This window comes from Citrobacter sp. wls613 (assembly GCF_005281195.1).
In the GTDB taxonomy this organism is placed as follows: Bacteria; Pseudomonadota; Gammaproteobacteria; order Enterobacterales; family Enterobacteriaceae; genus Citrobacter; species Citrobacter gillenii.
The window spans coordinates 110,155-128,656 of the sequence record NZ_SZXN01000080.1; the positions used below are offsets into that span (position 1 = coordinate 110,155).

Sequence of the window (18,502 nt, forward strand, 5' to 3'; positions counted from 1 at the left end):
TTTTTGGGAACCCAGAGTGTCAAAGGCAACCGAACAAAACGACAAGCTCAAACGGGCGATAATTATTTCAGCGGTGCTGCATGTCATTTTATTTGCGGTACTGATCTGGAGTTCGTTCGATGAGCACATTGATGCTTCAGGCGGCGGTGGCGGTTCGTCTATTGACGCCGTCATGGTCGATCCTGGTGCCGTTGTTCAACAGTACGACAGGCAGCAGCAGCAGCAGGCAAGTGCGAAACGCGCAGAAGAACAGCGTGAAAAGCAGGCGCAGCAGCAGGCCGAGGAACTTCGTGAGAAGCAGGCGGCCGAGCAGGAACGACTGAAGCAGTTAGAGAAAGAACGTTTAGCCGCGCAGGAAAAAGTGCGCGAACAGACGGAACAGCAAAAACAGGCTGAAGCTGCGGCCGCGAAAGCGCAGGAGCAACAGAAGCAGGCTGAAGAAGCGGCGGCGAAGGCTGCTGCAGACGCCAAAGCCAAGGCGGACGCTCAGGCGAAACAAGCTGCAGATTCTGCGAAGAAAGCCGCTGCTGACGCGGCGAAAAAAGCAGAGGCTGACGCCGCAGCAAAAGCCGCCGCTGATGCGAAGAAAGTTGCCGAGGCGCAAGCCGCCAAGGCTGCTGCAGATGCAGCGAAAAAAGCACAAGCAGAAGCCGCTAAGCAAGCTGCTGCCGAGAAGGCCGCAGCAGAGAAGGCCGCTGCAGCTGCAGAGAAAGCTGCAGCCGCGAAAGCTGCCGCCGCTGAAAAGGCCGCTGCTGATAAGAAAGCAGCAGCCGAAAAAGCGGCAGCAGACAAGAAAGCCGCCGCTGCAGAAAAGGCCGCCGCAGACAAGAAAGCGGCTGCTGATAAAGCTGCAGCTGCTAAAAAAGCCGCGGCGGAGAAAGCTGCTGCCGCCTCTGGCGTTGACGATCTGTTAGGTGATTTAAGCTCCGGTAAGAATGCACCGAAATCAGGTGGTGGCGCGAAAGGTAGCGGACAACCGTCGAAAGACAGTGGTACAAGTGGTGCGAATGGTGGCGCAACAGGTGCTGATATCAGCGCTTACGCGAAGCAAATTCAGGTCGCGATTCAGAGCCGTCTGTTTGATGCGGGCCTCTACCAGGGTAAACAATGCGTACTGCACATTAACCTGGCACCAGATGGACGATTAAAGAGTGTGACATCTGAAGGTGGAGATCCTGCACTATGCCAGGCCGCGTTAGCGGCGGCGAGATCGGCAAGTATTCCTAAACCGCCTAACCAGGCTGTTTACGAAAAGATAAAAGACGCCAAACTGGATTTTAAACTGTAACCGTTTTTCCGTATTTTCGGACGAAAACAGTCTAAGGTTGAGACAGAGTTCTGGTAGTTTTGTGTATTTGAGTTTGTTAACATTCTGCTAAATTATCGTGGGCTTTTGGTCCAGATAAGGGAGATATGATGAAGCAGGCATTACGAGTAGCATTTGGTTTTCTGATGCTGTGGGCAGCGGTGCTGCATGCAGAAGTACGTATCGAGATCACCCAAGGGGTGGACTCGGCGCGCCCGATTGGTGTTGTCCCGTTCCAGTGGGCAGGGCCGGGTGCTGCACCTGAAGATATCGGTGGTATCGTGGGCGCTGACCTGCGTAACAGCGGTAAATTCAACCCATTAGACCGGTCTCGTCTGCCTCAGCAGCCGGGCACTGCGGCAGAAGTTCAGCCTGCGGCATGGTCTGCGCTGGGTATTGATGCCGTAGTAGTCGGTAAGGTTACGCCGAATCCGGACGGTTCCTACAGCGTGGCTTATCAGCTGGTGGATACCGGTGGTGCACCGGGTACCGTACTGGCACAGAACACCTACAAAGTGAACAAGCAGTGGCTGCGTTACGCGGGCCATACTGCCAGTGACGAAGTGTTTGAAAAACTGACCGGTATTAAGGGCGCATTCCGTACCCGTATCGCGTACGTTGTTCAGACTAACGGTGGCCAGTTCCCGTATGAATTACGCGTGTCTGACTACGATGGCTACAACCAGTTTGTGGTTCACCGCTCTCCGCAGCCGTTGATGTCTCCGGCATGGTCTCCGGACGGGTCTAAACTGGCCTACGTAACCTTTGAAAGCGGTCGTTCTGCACTGGTTATCCAGACGCTGTCTAACGGCGCAGTGCGTCAGGTTGCGTCGTTCCCGCGTCACAACGGTGCGCCAGCATTCTCTCCGGATGGCAGCAAACTGGCATTTGCCCTGTCTAAAACCGGTAGTCTGAATCTGTATGTGATGGACATTGGCTCTGGCCAAATCCGTCAGGTCACTGATGGTCGCAGCAACAACACGGAACCAACCTGGTTCCCGGACAGCCAAAACCTGGCCTTCACGTCTGACCAGGCCGGGCGTCCGCAGGTATACAAAGTTAATGTCAACGGCGGTGCTCCGCAGCGCATAACCTGGGAAGGTTCGCAAAACCAGGATGCGGATGTCAGCAGCGACGGTAAATTTATGGTAATGGTAAGCTCAAACAGTGGGCAGCAACACATTGCCAAACAAGATCTGGTAGCGGGTGGCGTACAAGTTCTGTCGTCAACGTTCCTGGATGAAACGCCAAGTCTGGCACCTAACGGCACTATGGTAATCTACAGCTCTTCTCAGGGGATGGGATCCGTGCTGAATTTGGTTTCTACAGATGGGCGTTTCAAGGCGCGTCTTCCGGCAACCGATGGTCAGGTTAAATTCCCTGCCTGGTCGCCGTATCTGTGATAATAAATAATTGATTAATAAAGGAATCATTGAAATGCAACTGAACAAAGTGCTGAAAGGGCTGATGATTGCTCTGCCTGTTATGGCTATTGCGGCATGTTCTTCTAACAAGAACGCCAGCAATGACGGCAGCGAAGGCATGCTGGGTGCCGGCACTGGTATGGATGCAAACGGCAGCGGCAACATGTCCTCCGAAGAGCAAGCGCGTCTGCAGATGCAACAGCTGCAGCAGAACAACATCGTTTACTTTGATCTGGACAAGTACGATATCCGTTCTGACTTCGCTGCAATGCTGGATGCGCACGCTAACTTCCTGCGTAGCAACCCGTCTTACAAAGTCACCGTAGAAGGTCATGCGGACGAACGTGGTACTCCTGAGTACAACATTTCCCTGGGTGAGCGTCGTGCGAACGCCGTTAAGATGTACCTGCAGGGTAAAGGCGTTTCTGCTGACCAGATCTCCATCGTTTCTTACGGTAAAGAAAAACCTGCAGTACTGGGTCATGACGAAGCGGCTTACTCCAAAAACCGTCGTGCCGTACTGGTTTACTAAGAGAATTGCATGAGCAGTAACTTCAGACATCACCTGTTGAGTCTGTCGTTACTGGTTGGCATAGCGGCCCCTTGGGCCGCTTTTGCACAGGCGCCAATCAGTAGTGTCGGCTCAGGCTCGGTCGAAGACCGTGTCACTCAACTCGAGCGTATTTCTAACGCTCACAGTCAGCTTTTAACCCAACTCCAGCAACAACTCTCCGATAACCAGTCCGATATTGATTCCCTGCGTGGTCAAATTCAGGAAAGTCAGTATCAACTGAATCAGGTTGTTGAGCGCCAGAAGCAGATTTTGACGCAGATGGACAGTCTTAGCAGCGGTGGTACGCCAGCGGCGCAGCCAGCAGCGGGCGACCAGAGCGGGGCTGCGGCCCCTGCGTCGGGTGCAGGCGCAGCAGCGACGTCAGGCGTTCCAGCAAGCTCTGGCGATGCGAATACCGATTACAATGCGGCAATTGCGCTGGTGCAGGATAAATCCCGCCAGGATGACGCGATTGAAGCATTTCAGAACTTCATCAAAAATTACCCTGATTCCACCTACCTGCCGAACGCGAATTACTGGCTGGGACAGTTGAATTACAACAAGGGTAAAAAAGATGATGCGGCGTTCTATTTTGCATCGGTAGTTAAAAACTTCCCGAAATCACCGAAGGCTGCAGACGCGATGTACAAAGTTGGCGTCATCATGCAGGACAAAGGTGATAAAGAAAAAGCCAAAGCGGTTTATCAACAGGTTATCACTAAATACCCTGGTACTGATGGCGCGAAACAAGCGCAAAAACGCCTCGGCGCGATGTAATGCGCACCATGCGACCAGAAATCGTGTTATTTCTGGTCGCGTCGTGTGATTCCTAAGCAGTTGAGTTATTTACATCGAAATTTTTGTTGCGCTAAAATCTGAAATCAGTAATATATGCCGCCGTTGCCAAGGGATATCAAACAGCCCGAAAGCGGCAAAAAAAGTGGGGCGTTAGCTCAGTTGGTAGAGCAGTTGACTTTTAATCAATTGGTCGCAGGTTCGAATCCTGCACGCCCCACCAATTATTTTTGGTGGTTCCGAGTAAAAAATATTTCAGGCAACACCCGTATGGGGCGTTAGCTCAGTTGGTAGAGCAGTTGACTTTTAATCAATTGGTCGCAGGTTCGAATCCTGCACGCCCCACCAATATTGCGGTGGGTTCCTGAAAAGAGTAAAGCAGTAAACCCCATATGGGGGCGTTAGCTCAGTTGGTAGAGCAGTTGACTTTTAATCAATTGGTCGCAGGTTCGAATCCTGCACGCCCCACCACTAACTTAGCAGTAAGCAGTATCCAGCGTAGTATCGGGTGATTAGCTCAGCTGGGAGAGCACCTCCCTTACAAGGAGGGGGTCGGCGGTTCGATCCCGTCATCACCCACCACTTCGGGGCGTTAGCTCAGTTGGTAGAGCAGTTGACTTTTAATCAATTGGTCGCAGGTTCGAATCCTGCACGCCCCACCAATGTAAAAAGGCGCCCTAAAGGCGCCTTTTTGCTATGTACGGAATTCAAAGATTCGAACCTGCAGCAGGTTCGGGTCGAACGCAGTGAGACAACGGAGCCGTTAACGGCGACGGCCCGGAGGGCGAGCGAAGCGAGTCATCCTGCACGCCCCACCAGTGTAAAAAGGCGCCCTAAAGGCGCCTTTTTGCTATCTGCGATTTATAAGATTCGAACCTACTTTCCTGATGGTGCCGCGCTTATCAGATCTACGAAGCTACAAATCGACACCGTACCTGTAGGCCGGATAAGACGCCAGTCGCCATCCGGCATTGTCCAACGCAATTATTGTGACTTTTTTACGCCAATCCGCTATCTTGTTTAGCATATAAAACAAATCTAACCGATTATGGCGTACGTCACGCTTTTACTCGGTTATTTCGTTAAGCCAGTAAAACGAGAAAGCATGATGAGCGTGATGTTTGACCCTGAAGCCGCAATTTATCCGTTTCCGCCTAAGCCGCTGCCGCTGAGCGAAGATGAAAAACAATTTTATCGCGAGAAAATCAAACGCCTGCTAAAAGAGCGCGATGCTGTGATGGTGGCGCACTATTATACCGACCCAGAGATCCAACAGCTGGCTGAGGAAACCGGTGGATGCATTTCTGACTCGCTGGAGATGGCGCGGTTTGGCTCAAAGCATTCGGCCTCTACGCTGCTGGTGGCTGGGGTCCGATTTATGGGCGAAACGGCTAAAATCCTCAGCCCGGAAAAGACCATTTTGATGCCAACGCTGCAGGCGGAATGTTCCTTAGACCTGGGCTGTCCAATCGACGCATTCAGTGCATTTTGCGATTCGCATCCTGACCGTACCGTCGTGGTGTATGCCAACACGTCGGCGGCAGTGAAAGCGCGTGCGGACTGGGTGGTGACATCCAGCATTGCGGTTGAACTTATTGAGCACCTGGATAGTTTAGGTGAAAAAATCATCTGGGCTCCGGACAAGCATCTGGGCAACTACGTGCAAAAACAGACCGGAGCCGATGTTCTTTGTTGGCAAGGGGCCTGTATCGTCCATGACGAATTCAAAACACAGGCATTAACGCGCATGAAAGGGTTATATCCCGACGCAGCCGTGCTGGTACACCCTGAATCGCCTCAATCAATAGTCGATATGGCCGATGCCGTGGGGTCGACGAGTCAGCTCATCAACGCGGCAAAAACGTTACCGCATAAGCAGCTTATCGTGGCGACTGACCGGGGTATTTTTTACAAAATGCAGCAGGCTGTGCCGGACAAAGAGTTGCTTGAAGCCCCGACTGCCGGCGAAGGGGCAACCTGTCGCAGCTGTGCGCATTGCCCGTGGATGGCGATGAACGGCCTCAAAGCGATTGCAGAGGGCCTTGAGCAAGGTGGGGCAGCCCATGAGATACAGGTTGATGACGCGCTGCGAGAAGGGGCACTATTGCCGTTAAACCGCATGCTGGAATTTGCGGCTACACTACGAGCTTAAATAAATTATTGCTCTGGGGGAAAAGATGGATTTTTTTAGCACGCAGAATATTTTGGTTCATATCCCGATTGGCGCGGGGGGATACGACCTGTCATGGATTGAAGCGGTGGGGACCGTTGCCGGTTTACTGTGCATTGGTTTGGCAAGCCTTGAGAAAATCAGCAACTACGTCTTTGGTCTGATAAACGTCACACTGTTTGCGATCATCTTTTTTCAGATCCAGCTCTACGCCAGCCTGTTATTACAGGTGTTCTTTTTTGCCGCCAATATCTACGGCTGGTATGCCTGGTCCCGACAAACCAGCCAACATGAGGCTGAGCTGAAAATTCGCTGGCTGCCGCTGCCGAAAGCGCTAAGTTGGCTGGCGGCTTGCGTGGTGGCGATTGGTCTGATGACGGTATTTATCGATCCGGTCTTCGCGTTTCTGACCCGTATGGCCGTGAACATTATGCAAGGGCTGGGATTACAGGTTGCCGCACCTGAGTTGCAACCCGATGCATTCCCGTTCTGGGACTCCTGCATGATGGTGCTGTCGATTGCGGCGATGATCCTGATGACGCGGAAATACGTCGAAAACTGGTTGCTGTGGGTGATCATTAACGTCATCAGCGTGGTGATCTTCGCCCTGCAAGGTGTGTATGCGATGTCGCTGGAATACATGATCCTCACCGTTATTGCGCTTAACGGCAGCAGGATGTGGATGAACAGCGCGCGCGAACGTGGCTCACGCGCGCTCTCCCATTAGTGATGGTGATGTGAATGGCCGGACAGTCCCTGATACAGGTGGCAGTCCGGTCCGTTGCATGGCTGATATTCCATCTGGATCGTTGCGTGTTCAATCTGATAATGATGCGTCAGGAAATGTTGAATGCGTTCCAGCAATGCGTCGTGATCGTGCGGGGGAACCACCTGCACATGTAGCGTCATCACCGGTTTCTCACCCACCATCCAGACGTGCACATGGTGCACGTTGCGAACTTCAGGAATATCCCGGCTGAGGTGGCGCTGTAGCGCGGGAATATCCAGTGACAGCGGTGCGCCTTCGAGTAATTCGTTCACGCTATCTTTCAATAACCGCCAGGCGCTACGCAGTACCAGCACGGAAACCAGAATCGACAGGATCGGATCCGCTGGCGTCCAGCCGGTCCAGATGATGATCAACGCCGCGATGATCGCGCCAACCGACCCCAGTAAATCGCCCATTACGTGCAAGGCCGCGGCGCGAACATTGAGGTTCTTCTCCTCGCTCCCGCGATGCAGCACCCAAAAGGCAAGAACGTTAGCCAGTAAACCTGCCACGGCAATCACCATCATCATGCCGCCAGCTACCGGCCGTGGGGTATAGAAGCGCTCTATCGCCTCCCAGACGATTAAAATGGTGATCACCACTAGCGCGATAGCGTTCACAAACGCGGCCAGCGTCGTGAGCCTCAGCCAGCCGAACGTGTGTCGGATGGTCGGCGGTCGGCGAGCAAACCTGACAGCCAGCAGTGCAAAAAGCAGAGCGGCTGCATCTGTCAGCATATGGCCGGCGTCCGCCAGCAGCGCCAGCGAGCCTGACAGGATCCCGCCGACCACCTCCACGAACATAAATCCCGCCGTAATGCAGAAGGCGAACAGCAGTCGACGGGCGTTATTATCTTTGGGCAGGTCAGGGGAAGTGGGGGTATGTGAGTGCGCCATAATGTCATCCCTTTGTTATTCTCATCATTACTGTATGACATCATACCGGGTTTGGGCTGACAAAATTAAAAAGGAGAGCTTTTGCTCTCCCGTTATTAGCCATATTTTTAGCTTTACTGGGTGGTGCCGTCGGTTTTGGTGTCTACGTCATTGTTGATACCGTTTCCGGTCTCTACCTTCTTGTTGATATCCGGACAACGACCGTCTTTGCACATTGAGTTTTTGTGCATCTCGTCTTTGGTCATCCCTTCATGATTCATTGATGAACCGTTCGGATGGAGCATGGTGCCGCCCGAATTAACGTTGTTGTTGTCGACATTATTCGGTGCCACGTTCTCGCGTGCGTCCGGTGCGGTTTGCCCGGCATCCGCCGAAGAATTCGCCTGACCGTTATTTGACTGCGTGTTTGCGTCTGCAGCCAACGCCGCGCCGCTGGCGAGGCTAAGAGTGGCAGTAAGAAAGAGTGAGGCCAGCTTTGTCATTTGCATAATATGCTCCTGTTATGGTCGATATGTCGGATAACCTCTTCCAACAGTGCATGTGCCAGTTAAATCCTCAGAAGGTAGTTAACTATTTCAGTATGAAAATTAAAACCAGCATAGAATATTGAAATTAATAAAAAAATAAGCTGTTGCAGTTATAAATTGTAGTTTGGATCTCGTTTATCGCTACTTTATTGCGTTTTTTTGGCTTATTCCAGGATTAATCCGTCCAAAGTGTAAAACCCCGTTTACACTTTAGAACTGAAGATATAGATTGGAGGGATTGCATTCATTTATATAAGTATGGCAACGCTGGAATAATCATGAATTATCAGAACGACGATTTACGCATTAAAGAGATCAACGAGTTACTCCCCCCGGTCGCACTGCTGGAAAAATTCCCTGCTACTGAAAATGCCGCAAATACGGTTGCTCACGCCCGCAAAGCGATTCATAAAATTCTGAAAGGCAGCGACGATCGCTTACTGGTTGTGATCGGGCCGTGCTCGATTCATGATCCGGCAGCCGCCAAAGACTATGCCGCTCGCCTGCTGGCGCTGCGTGATGAGCTTAAAGACGAGCTTGAAATCGTCATGCGCGTCTATTTTGAAAAGCCGCGTACCACCGTAGGCTGGAAGGGGCTGATCAACGATCCGCATATGGATAACAGCTTCCAGATCAACGATGGCCTGCGCATTGCGCGTAAGTTGCTGCTGGATATTAACGACAGCGGCTTGCCAGCAGCGGGTGAATTCCTTGATATGATCACCCCACAGTACCTGGCCGATCTGATGAGCTGGGGGGCGATCGGCGCACGTACGACGGAGTCCCAGGTTCACCGTGAGCTGGCGTCCGGTCTTTCCTGCCCGGTTGGCTTTAAAAACGGGACCGACGGTACGATCAAAGTGGCCATTGATGCCATCAACGCCGCTGGCGCGCCGCACTGTTTCCTGTCGGTGACCAAATGGGGTCATTCAGCCATTGTGAATACCAGTGGTAATGGCGACTGCCATATCATTCTGCGCGGTGGTAAAGAGCCAAACTACAGTGCTCAGCACGTTGCAGACGTGAAGGAAGGGCTGGTTAAAGCAGGTCTGTCCCCGCAGGTGATGATTGACTTTAGCCATGCAAACTCCAGCAAGCAGTTTAAAAAGCAGATGGATGTCGCGAAAGACGTTTGCGGACAGGTTGCTGGCGGTGAGAAAGCGATTATTGGCGTGATGATTGAAAGTCATCTGGTGGAAGGTAATCAGAATCCGGATAGCGGCGAGCCGCTGACCTACGGTAAGAGCATTACTGATGCCTGCATTGGCTGGGAAGATACTGATGCGGTGTTACGCCAGTTGGCAAACGCGGTCAAAACGCGTCGCGGCTAACCGAGTCTCGTAGGCCTGATAAGCGTAGCGCCATCAGGCTTTTCTGCGCAGACTGCCGGGTAGCGGCGAAATAAAAAAAGCGCGGATAATCCGCGCTTTTTTATATTCAGCGAAGAAATTACTTTGCTTTACCCTGGTTGGCAACGGCGGCCGCTTTTGCCGCGATCTCGTCAGCATTACCCAGATAGTAACGTTTGATCGGCTTGAAGTTTTCGTCGAACTCATACACCAGCGGTACGCCGGTCGGAATGTTCAGTTCCAGAATTTCATCTTCGCCCATGTTATCCAGGTATTTCACCAGCGCACGCAGGGAGTTACCGTGAGCGGCGATAATCACGCGCTCACCGCTTTTCATGCGCGGCAGAATGGTTTCGTTCCAGTAAGGGATAACACGCTCGATGGTCAGCGCCAGGCTTTCGGTAACCGGCAGCTCTTTGTCAGTGAGTTGAGCATAACGCGGATCGTGCCCCGGATAGCGTTCGTCATCTTTGGTCAGTTCCGGCGGTGTTACCGCGAAGCCACGACGCCATTGTTTAACCTGCTCGTCACCGTATTTTTCAGCGGTTTCGGCTTTGTTCAGACCCTGCAGAGCGCCGTAATGACGTTCGTTCAGCTTCCAGGATTTTTCAACCGGAAGCCACGCTTGATCCAGTTCATCCAGTACGTTCCACAGGGTGTGGATGGCACGTTTTAGCACAGAAGTGTAAGCAAAATCGAAGCTGTAGCCTTCCTCTCGCAGCAGTTTGCCCGCCGCTTTTGCTTCGCCTACGCCTTTCTCGGACAGATCAACATCGTACCAACCGGTAAAGCGGTTTTCGTTGTTCCACTGACTTTCACCGTGACGTACCAGAACCAGCTTAGTTACAGCCATACACTCACTCCTATAAACCACATTGAATGATAATAGTTCTCATTATATTGCCGTAATGCGTCAGCGGCAATGCTTACGCATAACCATAGCGAAAATAGCTGCACAGTGTAAGGTTCTTGTGAACTCAAGGTTGCGATTTTGGCTTTTGGTGGTGAGGCTTTGAGCAGATTGGGGGAGGGCAATAAACGACGAGCCCGATACTGGACTCGTCATGGTTAGTCGTCAGGCCGGAATAAACCGGTATTCCGTCACGCTGGCGTACTCTTCGCCCGGGCGCAGGAAGCAGTCCGGTTGCGGCCATTCCGGATGGTTCGGGCTGTCCGGCAGAAACTCGCTTTCCAGCGCCAGACCTTGCCAGTCGGCGTACGCCTCTGGGCCACGGGACGGCGTGCCGCCGAGGAAATTCCCGGAGTAGAACTGCAAAGCCGGGGCCGAGGTGTAGACCTCCATCTGCAATTTTTCATCCTGCGACCACAGCAGCGCGACCGGCTTACGGGCATCACCTTGTGCCTGTAGCAGGAAGGCGTGATCGTAACCTTTTACGTGGCGCTGATCGTCATCGGCCAGAAATTCGCTGGCGATAACTTTTGGCGTACGGAAGTCAAAAGAAGTGCCCGCCACCGGCTTTAGGCCCTCGTGTGGGATACCCATCGCATCAACCGGCAGATACGTGTCGGCGAGGATCTGCAGCTTATGCTGGCGGACATCGGTTTTATCACCGTCGAGGTTGAAATAAACGTGGTTGGTCAGATTCACCGGGCAGGGCTTATCGACCGTCGCGCGATAGGTGATTGAAATGCGATTGTCGTCGGTCAGGCGATACTGCGCTGTCGCGCAAAGGTGGCCAGGGAAACCCTGGTCGCCATCGTCAGAGGTCAGTGCGAACAGCACCTGACGATCATTCTGATTCACTATCTGCCAGCGACGTTTATCGAAACCGTCCGGCCCGCCGTGCAGCTGGTTTTCACCCTGGCTTGGCAGTAATTCAATGGTTTCACCAGCGAAGGTGTAACGGCTGTTGGCGATACGGTTCGCGTAGCGGCCAATCGATGCCCCCAGAAACGCAGCCTGATCAGGATATTGCTCCGGGCTGGCGCAGCCGAGCAATGCTTCACGCACGCTACCATCGCTCAGAGGAATGCGGGCCGACAACAGCGTTGCGCCCCAGTCCATCAGGTTGACCACCATCCCTGCGTCATTACGCAGGGTCAGCAGACGAAACGGCTGGCCATCGGGGGCCATGACGGGAATTTCGTTTAGCACTGTCCGGCTCCTTGTGAAGGTTTACACACATAGAAGGTTTCTTTGATACCGGTTTTCACTTCGTACTGCGCAGCGACAGCCTGCTGTACCGCAGGAACCAACTCTTCAGGGATCAGCGCCACAATGCAGCCGCCGAAGCCGCCGCCGGTCATGCGCACGCCGCCCTGGGAGCCGATGGTCGCTTTGACGATCTCCACCAGGGTATCAATTTGCGGCACGGTAATTTCAAAGTCATCGCGCATGGAGGCGTGAGATTCCGCCATCAACTGGCCCATGCGCAGCAGGTCACCTTTTGCCAGGGCATCAGCGGCTTCCACGGTACGGGCATTTTCGGTGATCACGTGGCGGACGCGTTTGGCGACTATCGGGTCCAACTCATGGGCGACGGCGTTGAATGCCTCAAGGCTGACATCACGCAGCGCGGGCTGCTGGAAGAAGCGCGCGCCGGTTTCGCACTGCTCGCGACGGGTGTTGTACTCACTGCCGACCAGCGTACGCTTAAAGTTACTGTTAATGATCACCACGGCGACGCCTTCAGGCATGGAGACCGCTTTGGTACCCAGCGTACGGCAGTCAATCAGTAGCGCATGATCTTTCTTGCCCAGCGCGGAAATCAGCTGATCCATGATGCCGCAGTTGCAACCGACGAACTGGTTTTCGGCTTCCTGACCGTTCAGGGCAATCTGCGCGCCGTCGAGCGGCAGGTGATAAAGCTGCTGGAACACGGTGCCGACCGCTACTTCCAGCGACGCTGAGGAGCTTAAGCCAGCGCCCTGCGGTACATTGCCGCTGATCACCAGATCGGCACCGCCAAAGGCGTTATTACGCTTTTGCAGGTGTTTTACCACGCCGCGGACATAGTTCGACCACTGCTGGCTGTCATGGGCGATAATCGGCGCGTCGAGAGAAAACTCATCAACCTGATTCTCGTAGTCAGCGGCAATCACGCGCACGATGCGATCGTCACGCGTCGCACAGCTGATCACGGTTTGGTAGTCGATGGCGCAAGGCAGAACGAAGCCGTCGTTATAGTCGGTATGTTCGCCAATCAGGTTGACGCGACCGGGCGCCTGAATCGTATGGGTGGCAGGGTAGCCAAATGTTTCAGCAAACAGAGATTGTGTTTTTTCTTTCAGACTCATTTTTTAAACTCCGGATTCGCGAAAATGGATGTCACTGACCGCACGCAAACGCTCGGCGGCTTGTTCTGCCGTCAGGTCGCGCTGGGTTTCCGCCAGCATTTCATAACCGACCATAAATTTACGCACGGTCGCGGAACGCAGCAGGGGCGGATAAAAATGCGCGTGCAGCTGCCAGTGTTGATTCTCTTCGCCATTAAACGGTGCGCCGTGCCAGCCCATGGAATAAGGGAAAGAACACTGGAACAGATTGTCGTAACGGCTGGTCAGTTTCTTCAGCGCCAGCGCCAGGTCGGCACGCTGCGCGTCGGTTAAATCAGTAATACGCAGCACATGTGCTTTAGGCAGTAGCAGCGTTTCAAACGGCCATGCCGCCCAGTAAGGCACGACCGCCAGCCAGTGCTCGGTTTCCACCACCGTGCGGCTGCCGTCTGCCTGTTCACGCTGGACGTAATCGACCAGCATCGGTTTGCCTTGCTCAGCGAAATACTCTTTTTGCAGGCGGTCTTCACGCTCTGCTTCATTGGGCAGGAAGCTATTGGCCCAAATCTGACCGTGCGGATGTGGGTTCGAGCACCCCATCGCTGCGCCTTTATTTTCAAACACTTGTACCCAGGGATAGGTTTTCCCCAGATCGGCCGTTTGCATCTGCCACGTTTTCACAATCTCCGTCAGCGCAGGCACGCTGAGTTCCGGCAGCGTTTTGCTGTGATCGGGTGAGAAGCAAATGACACGGCTGGTTCCACGTGCGCTCTGACAGCGCATCAACGGATCGTGACTGTCCGGTGCGTCCGGGGTGTCGGACATCAGCGCGGCAAAATCATTGGTAAAGACGTAGGTGCCGGTGTAATCCGGGTTTTTATCACCGGTTACGCGCGTGTTACCTGCACACAGGAAGCAGTCCGGGTCATGTGCAGGGAGAACCTGCTTAGACGGTGTCTCCTGCGCCCCTTGCCAGGGGCGTTTGGCGCGATGTGGTGAGACGAGGATCCACTGCCCGGTAAGCGGGTTAAAGCGGCGGTGTGGATGATCGACAGGATTGAATTGCGTCATGACGTGTCCTTAATCCGAATATCCTTGCGGATGGCGTGACTGCCAGTGCCAGGTGTCTTGTGCCATTTCGTCCAGCGTGCGGGTTACGCGCCAGTTTAATTCGCGATCGGCTTTGCTGGCATCTGCCCAGTAGGCGGGAAGATCGCCGTCACGACGCGGTGCAAAATGGTAGTTAATCGGTTTACCACAGGCTTTACTGAAGGCGTTGACCACGTCCAGTACGCTGCTGCCGACGCCCGCGCCGAGGTTATAAATATGCACACCTTGTTTACCCGCCAGTTTTTCCATAGCGACAACGTGCCCGTCGGCGAGATCCATCACGTGGATGTAATCGCGAACGCCGGTACCATCTTCGGTAGGGTAGTCGTTGCCAAATACCGCAAGCGACTCGCGGCGGCCAACGGCAACTTGAGCAATGTAAGGCATCAGGTTGTTGGGAATGCCCTGCGGATCTTCGCCCATATCGCCTGACGGATGTGCGCCAACCGGGTTGAAGTAGCGCAGCAGCGCGATGCTCCACTCTGGCTGGGCTTTTTGCAGATCGGTTAGGATCTGCTCGACCATCAGTTTGCTTTTGCCGTACGGGCTTTGCGGGGTTCCGGTTGGGAAGCTTTCAACGTAAGGAATTTGCGGCTGATCGCCATAGACTGTGGCTGAGGAGCTGAAGATGAAGTTCTTGACGTTGGCGGCGCGCATCGCGTTTACCAGACGCAGGGTACCGTTGACGTTGTTGTCATAGTATTCCAGCGGTTTGGCAACAGACTCACCCACGGCCTTCAGACCGGCAAAGTGAATGACCGTATCAATGGCGTGATCGTGGAGAATTTCGGTGATCAGCGCTTCGTTGCGGATATCCCCTTCAATGAAGGTCGGATGCTTCGTGCCTAAACGCTCGATAACGGGCAGTACGCTGCGCTTACTGTTGCAGAGGTTATCAAGGATCACTACGTCGTGACCGTTTTTCAGTAACTGCACGCACGTGTGGCTTCCGATGTAACCGCTACCACCTGTAACCAATACTCTCATAATTCGCTCCGTTAAGCCTATGGTATGGAATGATCCTAGCATAACAAAGATGCGAAAAGTGTGACATGGAATAAATTAGTGGAATCGTTTACACTTCAGTGTTTTCACCGTTTAGCGTCTTTTTTTTAATTGTAAATCATAGGTTTTGTTCACGACTGCGCCATTTATCCGAAAAAGCAGGTAAAAAAATGGGCGTCCAATGCGTACAGCACGTCAGTTAGACATGTATGGAAAATGTATTAGCCCGAAGCAGGATGTCGCTTCAGCGCTCTGACTTTCAGTCAAATTAATTTCTCTGTTCAGGTAAGTTCAAATAACAACACCGGTGGTTAGGTGTGGGCTGGTCCGGCTGAAAATTGCCGACGAGTTTCCGTAAGGCCGGGAGAACCCGCAGGGATGCGGGTTCAGGGCGCGTTTTGCATGGACGCTTCCTCGCGCCCGGCCCGGTAGCCTGGAGGAATTAGCGGAGGGGACCACGAAGTGGCAATTTTCCCGCCGGGAGCCGGGATTGTAAAGGGCGTGGCGGAGAACGCCCTTTACCCGTTCACGGGTAGTGTGGCATCGGAGAAGCTATATACATGAGGTGAACGGAACAGCTTGCCTGAAATAACATGTTTATTATTCCAGGGACGTTTGTCGATAGCCATAGATCTCGCCGTCAGGCACAAACTCCAGTCGATGCGTAATACAGGCTGGCGCATCCTCGGCGTGGTGAGAAACGAACAGCAGCTGGGTATCACCTTCGCCGATCAGCACATCAACAAAACGGCGGATCAACTGGCGATTCAGCGGATCCAGCCCCTGCAAGGGTTCATCGAGGATTAACAGAGTAGGGTGCTTAACCAGCGCGCGAACAATCAGCGCCAGTCGCTGCTGACCCCAGGAAAGGCTGTGAAACGGCGCGTCGGCAGTACGCTTATCGATGCCCAGAATGTCTAACCACTGCTGTACCAGCTTACGCTGCCGGTCAGAAACCGCCTGGTAGATACCGATCGAATCAAAATAACCAGAGAGGATCACGTTGCGTACCGTGGTACTGACGCGGTACTCGAGGTGCAGGCTGCTGCTGACATAGCCAATGTGTTTTTTAATATCCCAGATGGTTTCACCGCTGCCGCGACGACGACCAAACAGCGTCAGTGCGTTGCTGTAACCCTGTGGGTGATCGCCGGTGATTAAGCTGAGCAGGGTGGATTTCCCCGCGCCATTTGGGCCGACAATTTGCCAGTGTTCGCCTGGATTCACCTGCCAGCTCAAGTGATGCAGAATAGGGCGATCGTTATACGAGACCACGCCATCGTTGAGCACAATACGCGGCTCGTGATCGGCCAACGTACGGCGAACAGAGGGTTCATCGGGTTCGGGTAATGTAATCCCGGCCAGTTGTTCGCTATGCGCAAGCTGGGCTATCAATGCCTGTTGCAGTAAACCGGCTTTCTCGCCGGTTTCAGTCAGGGTGCAATCCGCGAGGACGCCAGCAAACTGCACGAATTCTGGAATCTCATCAAAGCGGTTGAGGACCAGCACCAGCGTAATACCTGCCTGATGCAACGTGGCGAGCAAATCCGCTAACTGATGACGTGACGCAACGTCCAGTCCGTCAAACGGTTCATCCAGGATCAGCAATTCCGGTTCCGACATCAGCGCCTGACAAAGCAGGGTTTTACGTGTTTCGCCGGTAGAGAGGTATTTGAAACGCCTGTCGAGCAGATGCGTAATGCCAAACTGCTGCGCCAGCGCTTTGCATCGCGCTGGATTTTTGATTTCATCGAGAATGATTTCTGCCGTCGTGCGTCCGGTGTCGTCTTCGCCGGGGCTGAGGAGATCGGTGTTATTACGCTGCCATTCGTCGCTGACCAGTTGTTGCAACTGCTCAAAGGAGAGTCGGGTGATACGCGTGAACTGACAGCGGCGCTCGCCTTTTAACGGCGGCAACTCCCCCGCCAGCGCACGCGCTAACGCGGATTTCCCACTGCCGTTAGAACCGACAAACGCCCAGCTATCCCCCGCGTTCAACGTCAACGTATTCAACTGGAGCGTTTTTGTGTCGCTCAGACGAAACGTGCCTTGCGAAATTTGCAACGATGACATTTTATATCCCATGTTTTGCAGCAATGAACAACAGGGATACGTGTTCTGCGAGCCGATGTCAATCGACTCAACACAACGTGGCGATAATCACTCTGTCGGCGTTGAAATACGCGGTGACGTTAGCACCTTCTTGCAGCGTCGCGACGTCTTCCGACGGAACCGTGGCGCACAGCGTCTGGCCATCGGGCAGCGCCATTAACACTTCGCACTGTTCGGCGCCGCGCTCAATATGGCTGATGGTCCCCTGTAGTTGGTTATCAGCCGCCTGGGCGATAGCGTCGTCCTGGGTGATCCCCGCCCATGGTGCCTTCAGCAGGACCAGCACTTCTTTACCCTCATCCAGCCCTAAACGTTCGCCACTTTGCGCCGTCAACGCGACTTTCAGCCGCGTTTCGCCATCGGCCAGCAGGACATCAACATGCTGCTGAACCTGAGAGTGGTCGCGTGCGGTAATGGTGCCAAACCACTGGTTACGGGCGCTGGTTTGCAGTGAAAAACGGGAGATGGCTGCCAGCAAACTGTTCAGCGGCAGGGCGTCGTCGTCGCTCAGGACATCAAACGCTTTCTGCTGAATTTGTGCCAGCAAATCGTAAAGTTGGATTAGGCGCTGGCCATAGCGGGTTAATACCGCGCCGCCGCCGCCTTTGCCGCCGGTGGCGCGCTCTACCAGCGTTTGCTCACTGAGCTGGTTCATCTCATTGATGGCATCCCAGGCGCTTTTATAACTGATGCCCGCATCCTTCGCGCCCTGACTAATAGAGCCGGAAAGCGCAATGTGCTTAAGCAGCGAAATGCGGCGGGGATCGGCAAACAGCTTTTGCTGAAGTTTCAGGGTAAGAAGGATTTCGGCCTGCATATCAAGCTCCTGGCAAAAGGGATATTGTGACGGAAAACCGCGCGCGCGCAAAGTCGACCGCACAAAAGGGGAGTGCAATTCTGCGTTATGGGGTTAAAATACAGCTAAGGACTATATCTGGAGTTGATCATGTTAGAGTTATTGAAAAGTCTGGTATTCGCCGTAATCATGGTTCCTGTGGTGATGGCCATCATTCTGGGGCTGATTTACGGACTGGGTGAAGTGTTCAACATTTTCTCCGGTATCGGTCAGAAAGATCAGTCCAAACAGAACCATTGATTCCCCAAACGCCCGCTCAGTCGGGCGTTTATATTTCTCGCCTCCCAGCTCGCTTTCTGTACCTATAGTTTCTCAAGATCCTGCTTTTCCTGCCGATAATTTCTTTATATAACCTTTGATGGGTACGAATAACCACTGGGAAAATCCTGAATT

17 protein-coding genes, 5 tRNA genes and 1 other RNA gene are annotated in these 18,502 nt (G+C 53.5%); 14 read left to right on the forward strand and 9 right to left on the reverse strand.

The genetic code is table 11. From position 1 onward, the window contains the following. Positions 1 to 16 precede the first annotated feature (16 nt). The 12 genes from tolA to pnuC all read left to right on the forward strand — a co-directional run bounded on the left by tolA (position 17) and on the right by pnuC (position 6,975). Positions 17 to 1,288, forward strand: coding sequence for a cell envelope integrity protein TolA (gene tolA, locus FDX01_RS19455; RefSeq protein ID WP_117342263.1), 1,272 nt, complete (start codon positions 17 to 19; stop codon positions 1,286 to 1,288). 128 nt (positions 1,289 to 1,416) lie between these two features. Then, positions 1,417 to 2,709 carry a Tol-Pal system beta propeller repeat protein TolB gene (tolB, locus tag FDX01_RS19460; protein WP_096757817.1) on the forward strand — a complete coding sequence of 431 codons (1,293 nt, stop codon included), beginning with the start codon at positions 1,417 to 1,419 and terminating at the stop codon, positions 2,707 to 2,709. A 34-nt stretch (positions 2,710 to 2,743) separates the two neighbouring features. Further along, the gene (gene pal, locus FDX01_RS19465; protein WP_006685431.1) at positions 2,744 to 3,262 is read left to right on the forward strand and encodes a peptidoglycan-associated lipoprotein Pal; all 519 of its coding nucleotides are present in this window, start codon (positions 2,744 to 2,746) and stop codon (positions 3,260 to 3,262) included. 9 nt (positions 3,263 to 3,271) lie between these two features. Then, on the forward strand, positions 3,272 to 4,060 hold the full coding sequence (cpoB, locus tag FDX01_RS19470) for a cell division protein CpoB (RefSeq protein WP_096757816.1): 789 nt from the start codon (positions 3,272 to 3,274) through the stop codon (positions 4,058 to 4,060). 165 nt (positions 4,061 to 4,225) lie between these two features. Then, positions 4,226 to 4,301, forward strand: a tRNA-Lys gene (locus tag FDX01_RS19475). A 49-nt stretch (positions 4,302 to 4,350) separates the two neighbouring features. Continuing rightward, positions 4,351 to 4,426 (forward strand) — tRNA-Lys (locus tag FDX01_RS19480). 47 nt (positions 4,427 to 4,473) lie between these two features. Then, positions 4,474 to 4,549: transfer RNA gene (locus FDX01_RS19485), tRNA-Lys, on the forward strand. A gap of 35 nt (positions 4,550 to 4,584) precedes the next feature. After that, positions 4,585 to 4,660, forward strand: a tRNA-Val gene (locus FDX01_RS19490). A 4-nt stretch (positions 4,661 to 4,664) separates the two neighbouring features. After that, positions 4,665 to 4,740: transfer RNA gene (locus tag FDX01_RS19495), tRNA-Lys, on the forward strand. Positions 4,741 to 4,762: 22 nt separating this feature from the next. After that, positions 4,763 to 4,896: non-coding RNA, RtT sRNA (locus tag FDX01_RS19500), on the forward strand. Between the two features lie 290 nt (positions 4,897 to 5,186). Then, positions 5,187 to 6,230: a quinolinate synthase NadA gene (nadA, locus tag FDX01_RS19505; protein ID WP_117341645.1), complete on the forward strand. Its 1,044-nt coding sequence runs from the start codon at positions 5,187 to 5,189 to the stop codon at positions 6,228 to 6,230. A gap of 25 nt (positions 6,231 to 6,255) precedes the next feature. Further along, entirely contained in the window at positions 6,256 to 6,975 is a 720-nt protein-coding gene (pnuC, locus tag FDX01_RS19510) for a nicotinamide riboside transporter PnuC (RefSeq protein WP_096757814.1), read from the forward strand. Here pnuC and zitB read toward each other — a convergent pair. Together zitB and FDX01_RS19520 are read right to left on the reverse strand one after the other, a co-directional pair. After that, complete coding sequence (gene zitB / locus FDX01_RS19515) at positions 6,972 to 7,913, reverse strand: CDF family zinc transporter ZitB (RefSeq protein WP_115259031.1); 942 nt, start codon at positions 7,911 to 7,913, stop codon at positions 6,972 to 6,974. The genes pnuC and zitB overlap by 4 nt on opposite strands. A 113-nt stretch (positions 7,914 to 8,026) precedes the next feature. Continuing rightward, positions 8,027 to 8,401 carry a YbgS-like family protein gene (locus tag FDX01_RS19520; RefSeq protein WP_117341648.1) on the reverse strand — a complete coding sequence of 125 codons (375 nt, stop codon included), beginning with the start codon at positions 8,399 to 8,401 and terminating at the stop codon, positions 8,027 to 8,029. A 317-nt stretch (positions 8,402 to 8,718) separates the two neighbouring features. Between FDX01_RS19520 and aroG the strand changes: the two genes are divergently transcribed. Further along, positions 8,719 to 9,771 carry a 3-deoxy-7-phosphoheptulonate synthase AroG gene (gene aroG / locus FDX01_RS19525; protein WP_115259029.1) on the forward strand — a complete coding sequence of 351 codons (1,053 nt, stop codon included), beginning with the start codon at positions 8,719 to 8,721 and terminating at the stop codon, positions 9,769 to 9,771. Between the two features lie 118 nt (positions 9,772 to 9,889). Here aroG and gpmA read toward each other — a convergent pair whose 3' ends face one another. The 7 genes from gpmA to modE all read right to left on the reverse strand — a co-directional run bounded on the left by gpmA (position 9,890) and on the right by modE (position 18,070). Further along, positions 9,890 to 10,642 carry a 2,3-diphosphoglycerate-dependent phosphoglycerate mutase gene (gene gpmA, locus FDX01_RS19530; RefSeq protein WP_096757810.1) on the reverse strand — a complete coding sequence of 251 codons (753 nt, stop codon included), beginning with the start codon at positions 10,640 to 10,642 and terminating at the stop codon, positions 9,890 to 9,892. Between the two features lie 222 nt (positions 10,643 to 10,864). Further along, a complete protein-coding gene (gene galM, locus FDX01_RS19535; RefSeq protein ID WP_096757805.1) occupies positions 10,865 to 11,905 on the reverse strand; it encodes a galactose-1-epimerase in 1,041 nt (346 codons plus the stop codon). After that, positions 11,899 to 13,047, reverse strand: a complete 1,149-nt coding sequence (gene galK / locus FDX01_RS19540; protein ID WP_137400314.1) for a galactokinase — start codon at positions 13,045 to 13,047, stop codon at positions 11,899 to 11,901. The genes galM and galK overlap by 7 nt, the downstream gene beginning before the upstream one ends. A gap of 3 nt (positions 13,048 to 13,050) precedes the next feature. After that, entirely contained in the window at positions 13,051 to 14,097 is a 1,047-nt protein-coding gene (gene galT / locus FDX01_RS19545; protein ID WP_117341651.1) for a galactose-1-phosphate uridylyltransferase, read from the reverse strand. A gap of 9 nt (positions 14,098 to 14,106) precedes the next feature. Then, positions 14,107 to 15,123 carry a UDP-glucose 4-epimerase GalE gene (gene galE, locus FDX01_RS19550; RefSeq protein WP_096757802.1) on the reverse strand — a complete coding sequence of 339 codons (1,017 nt, stop codon included), beginning with the start codon at positions 15,121 to 15,123 and terminating at the stop codon, positions 14,107 to 14,109. 618 nt (positions 15,124 to 15,741) lie between these two features. Continuing rightward, entirely contained in the window at positions 15,742 to 17,214 is a 1,473-nt protein-coding gene (gene modF / locus FDX01_RS19560; protein WP_135912372.1) for a molybdate ABC transporter ATP-binding protein ModF, read from the reverse strand. A gap of 67 nt (positions 17,215 to 17,281) precedes the next feature. Beyond that, complete coding sequence (gene modE, locus FDX01_RS19565; protein WP_137400315.1) at positions 17,282 to 18,070, reverse strand: molybdenum-dependent transcriptional regulator; 789 nt, start codon at positions 18,068 to 18,070, stop codon at positions 17,282 to 17,284. Positions 18,071 to 18,199: 129 nt separating this feature from the next. Here modE and FDX01_RS19570 point away from each other — a divergent pair, with 129 nt between their 5' ends. After that, the gene (locus tag FDX01_RS19570) at positions 18,200 to 18,349 is read left to right on the forward strand and encodes an AcrZ family multidrug efflux pump-associated protein (RefSeq protein ID WP_085047482.1); all 150 of its coding nucleotides are present in this window, start codon (positions 18,200 to 18,202) and stop codon (positions 18,347 to 18,349) included. The last annotated feature ends 153 nt before the right edge of the window (positions 18,350 to 18,502 follow it).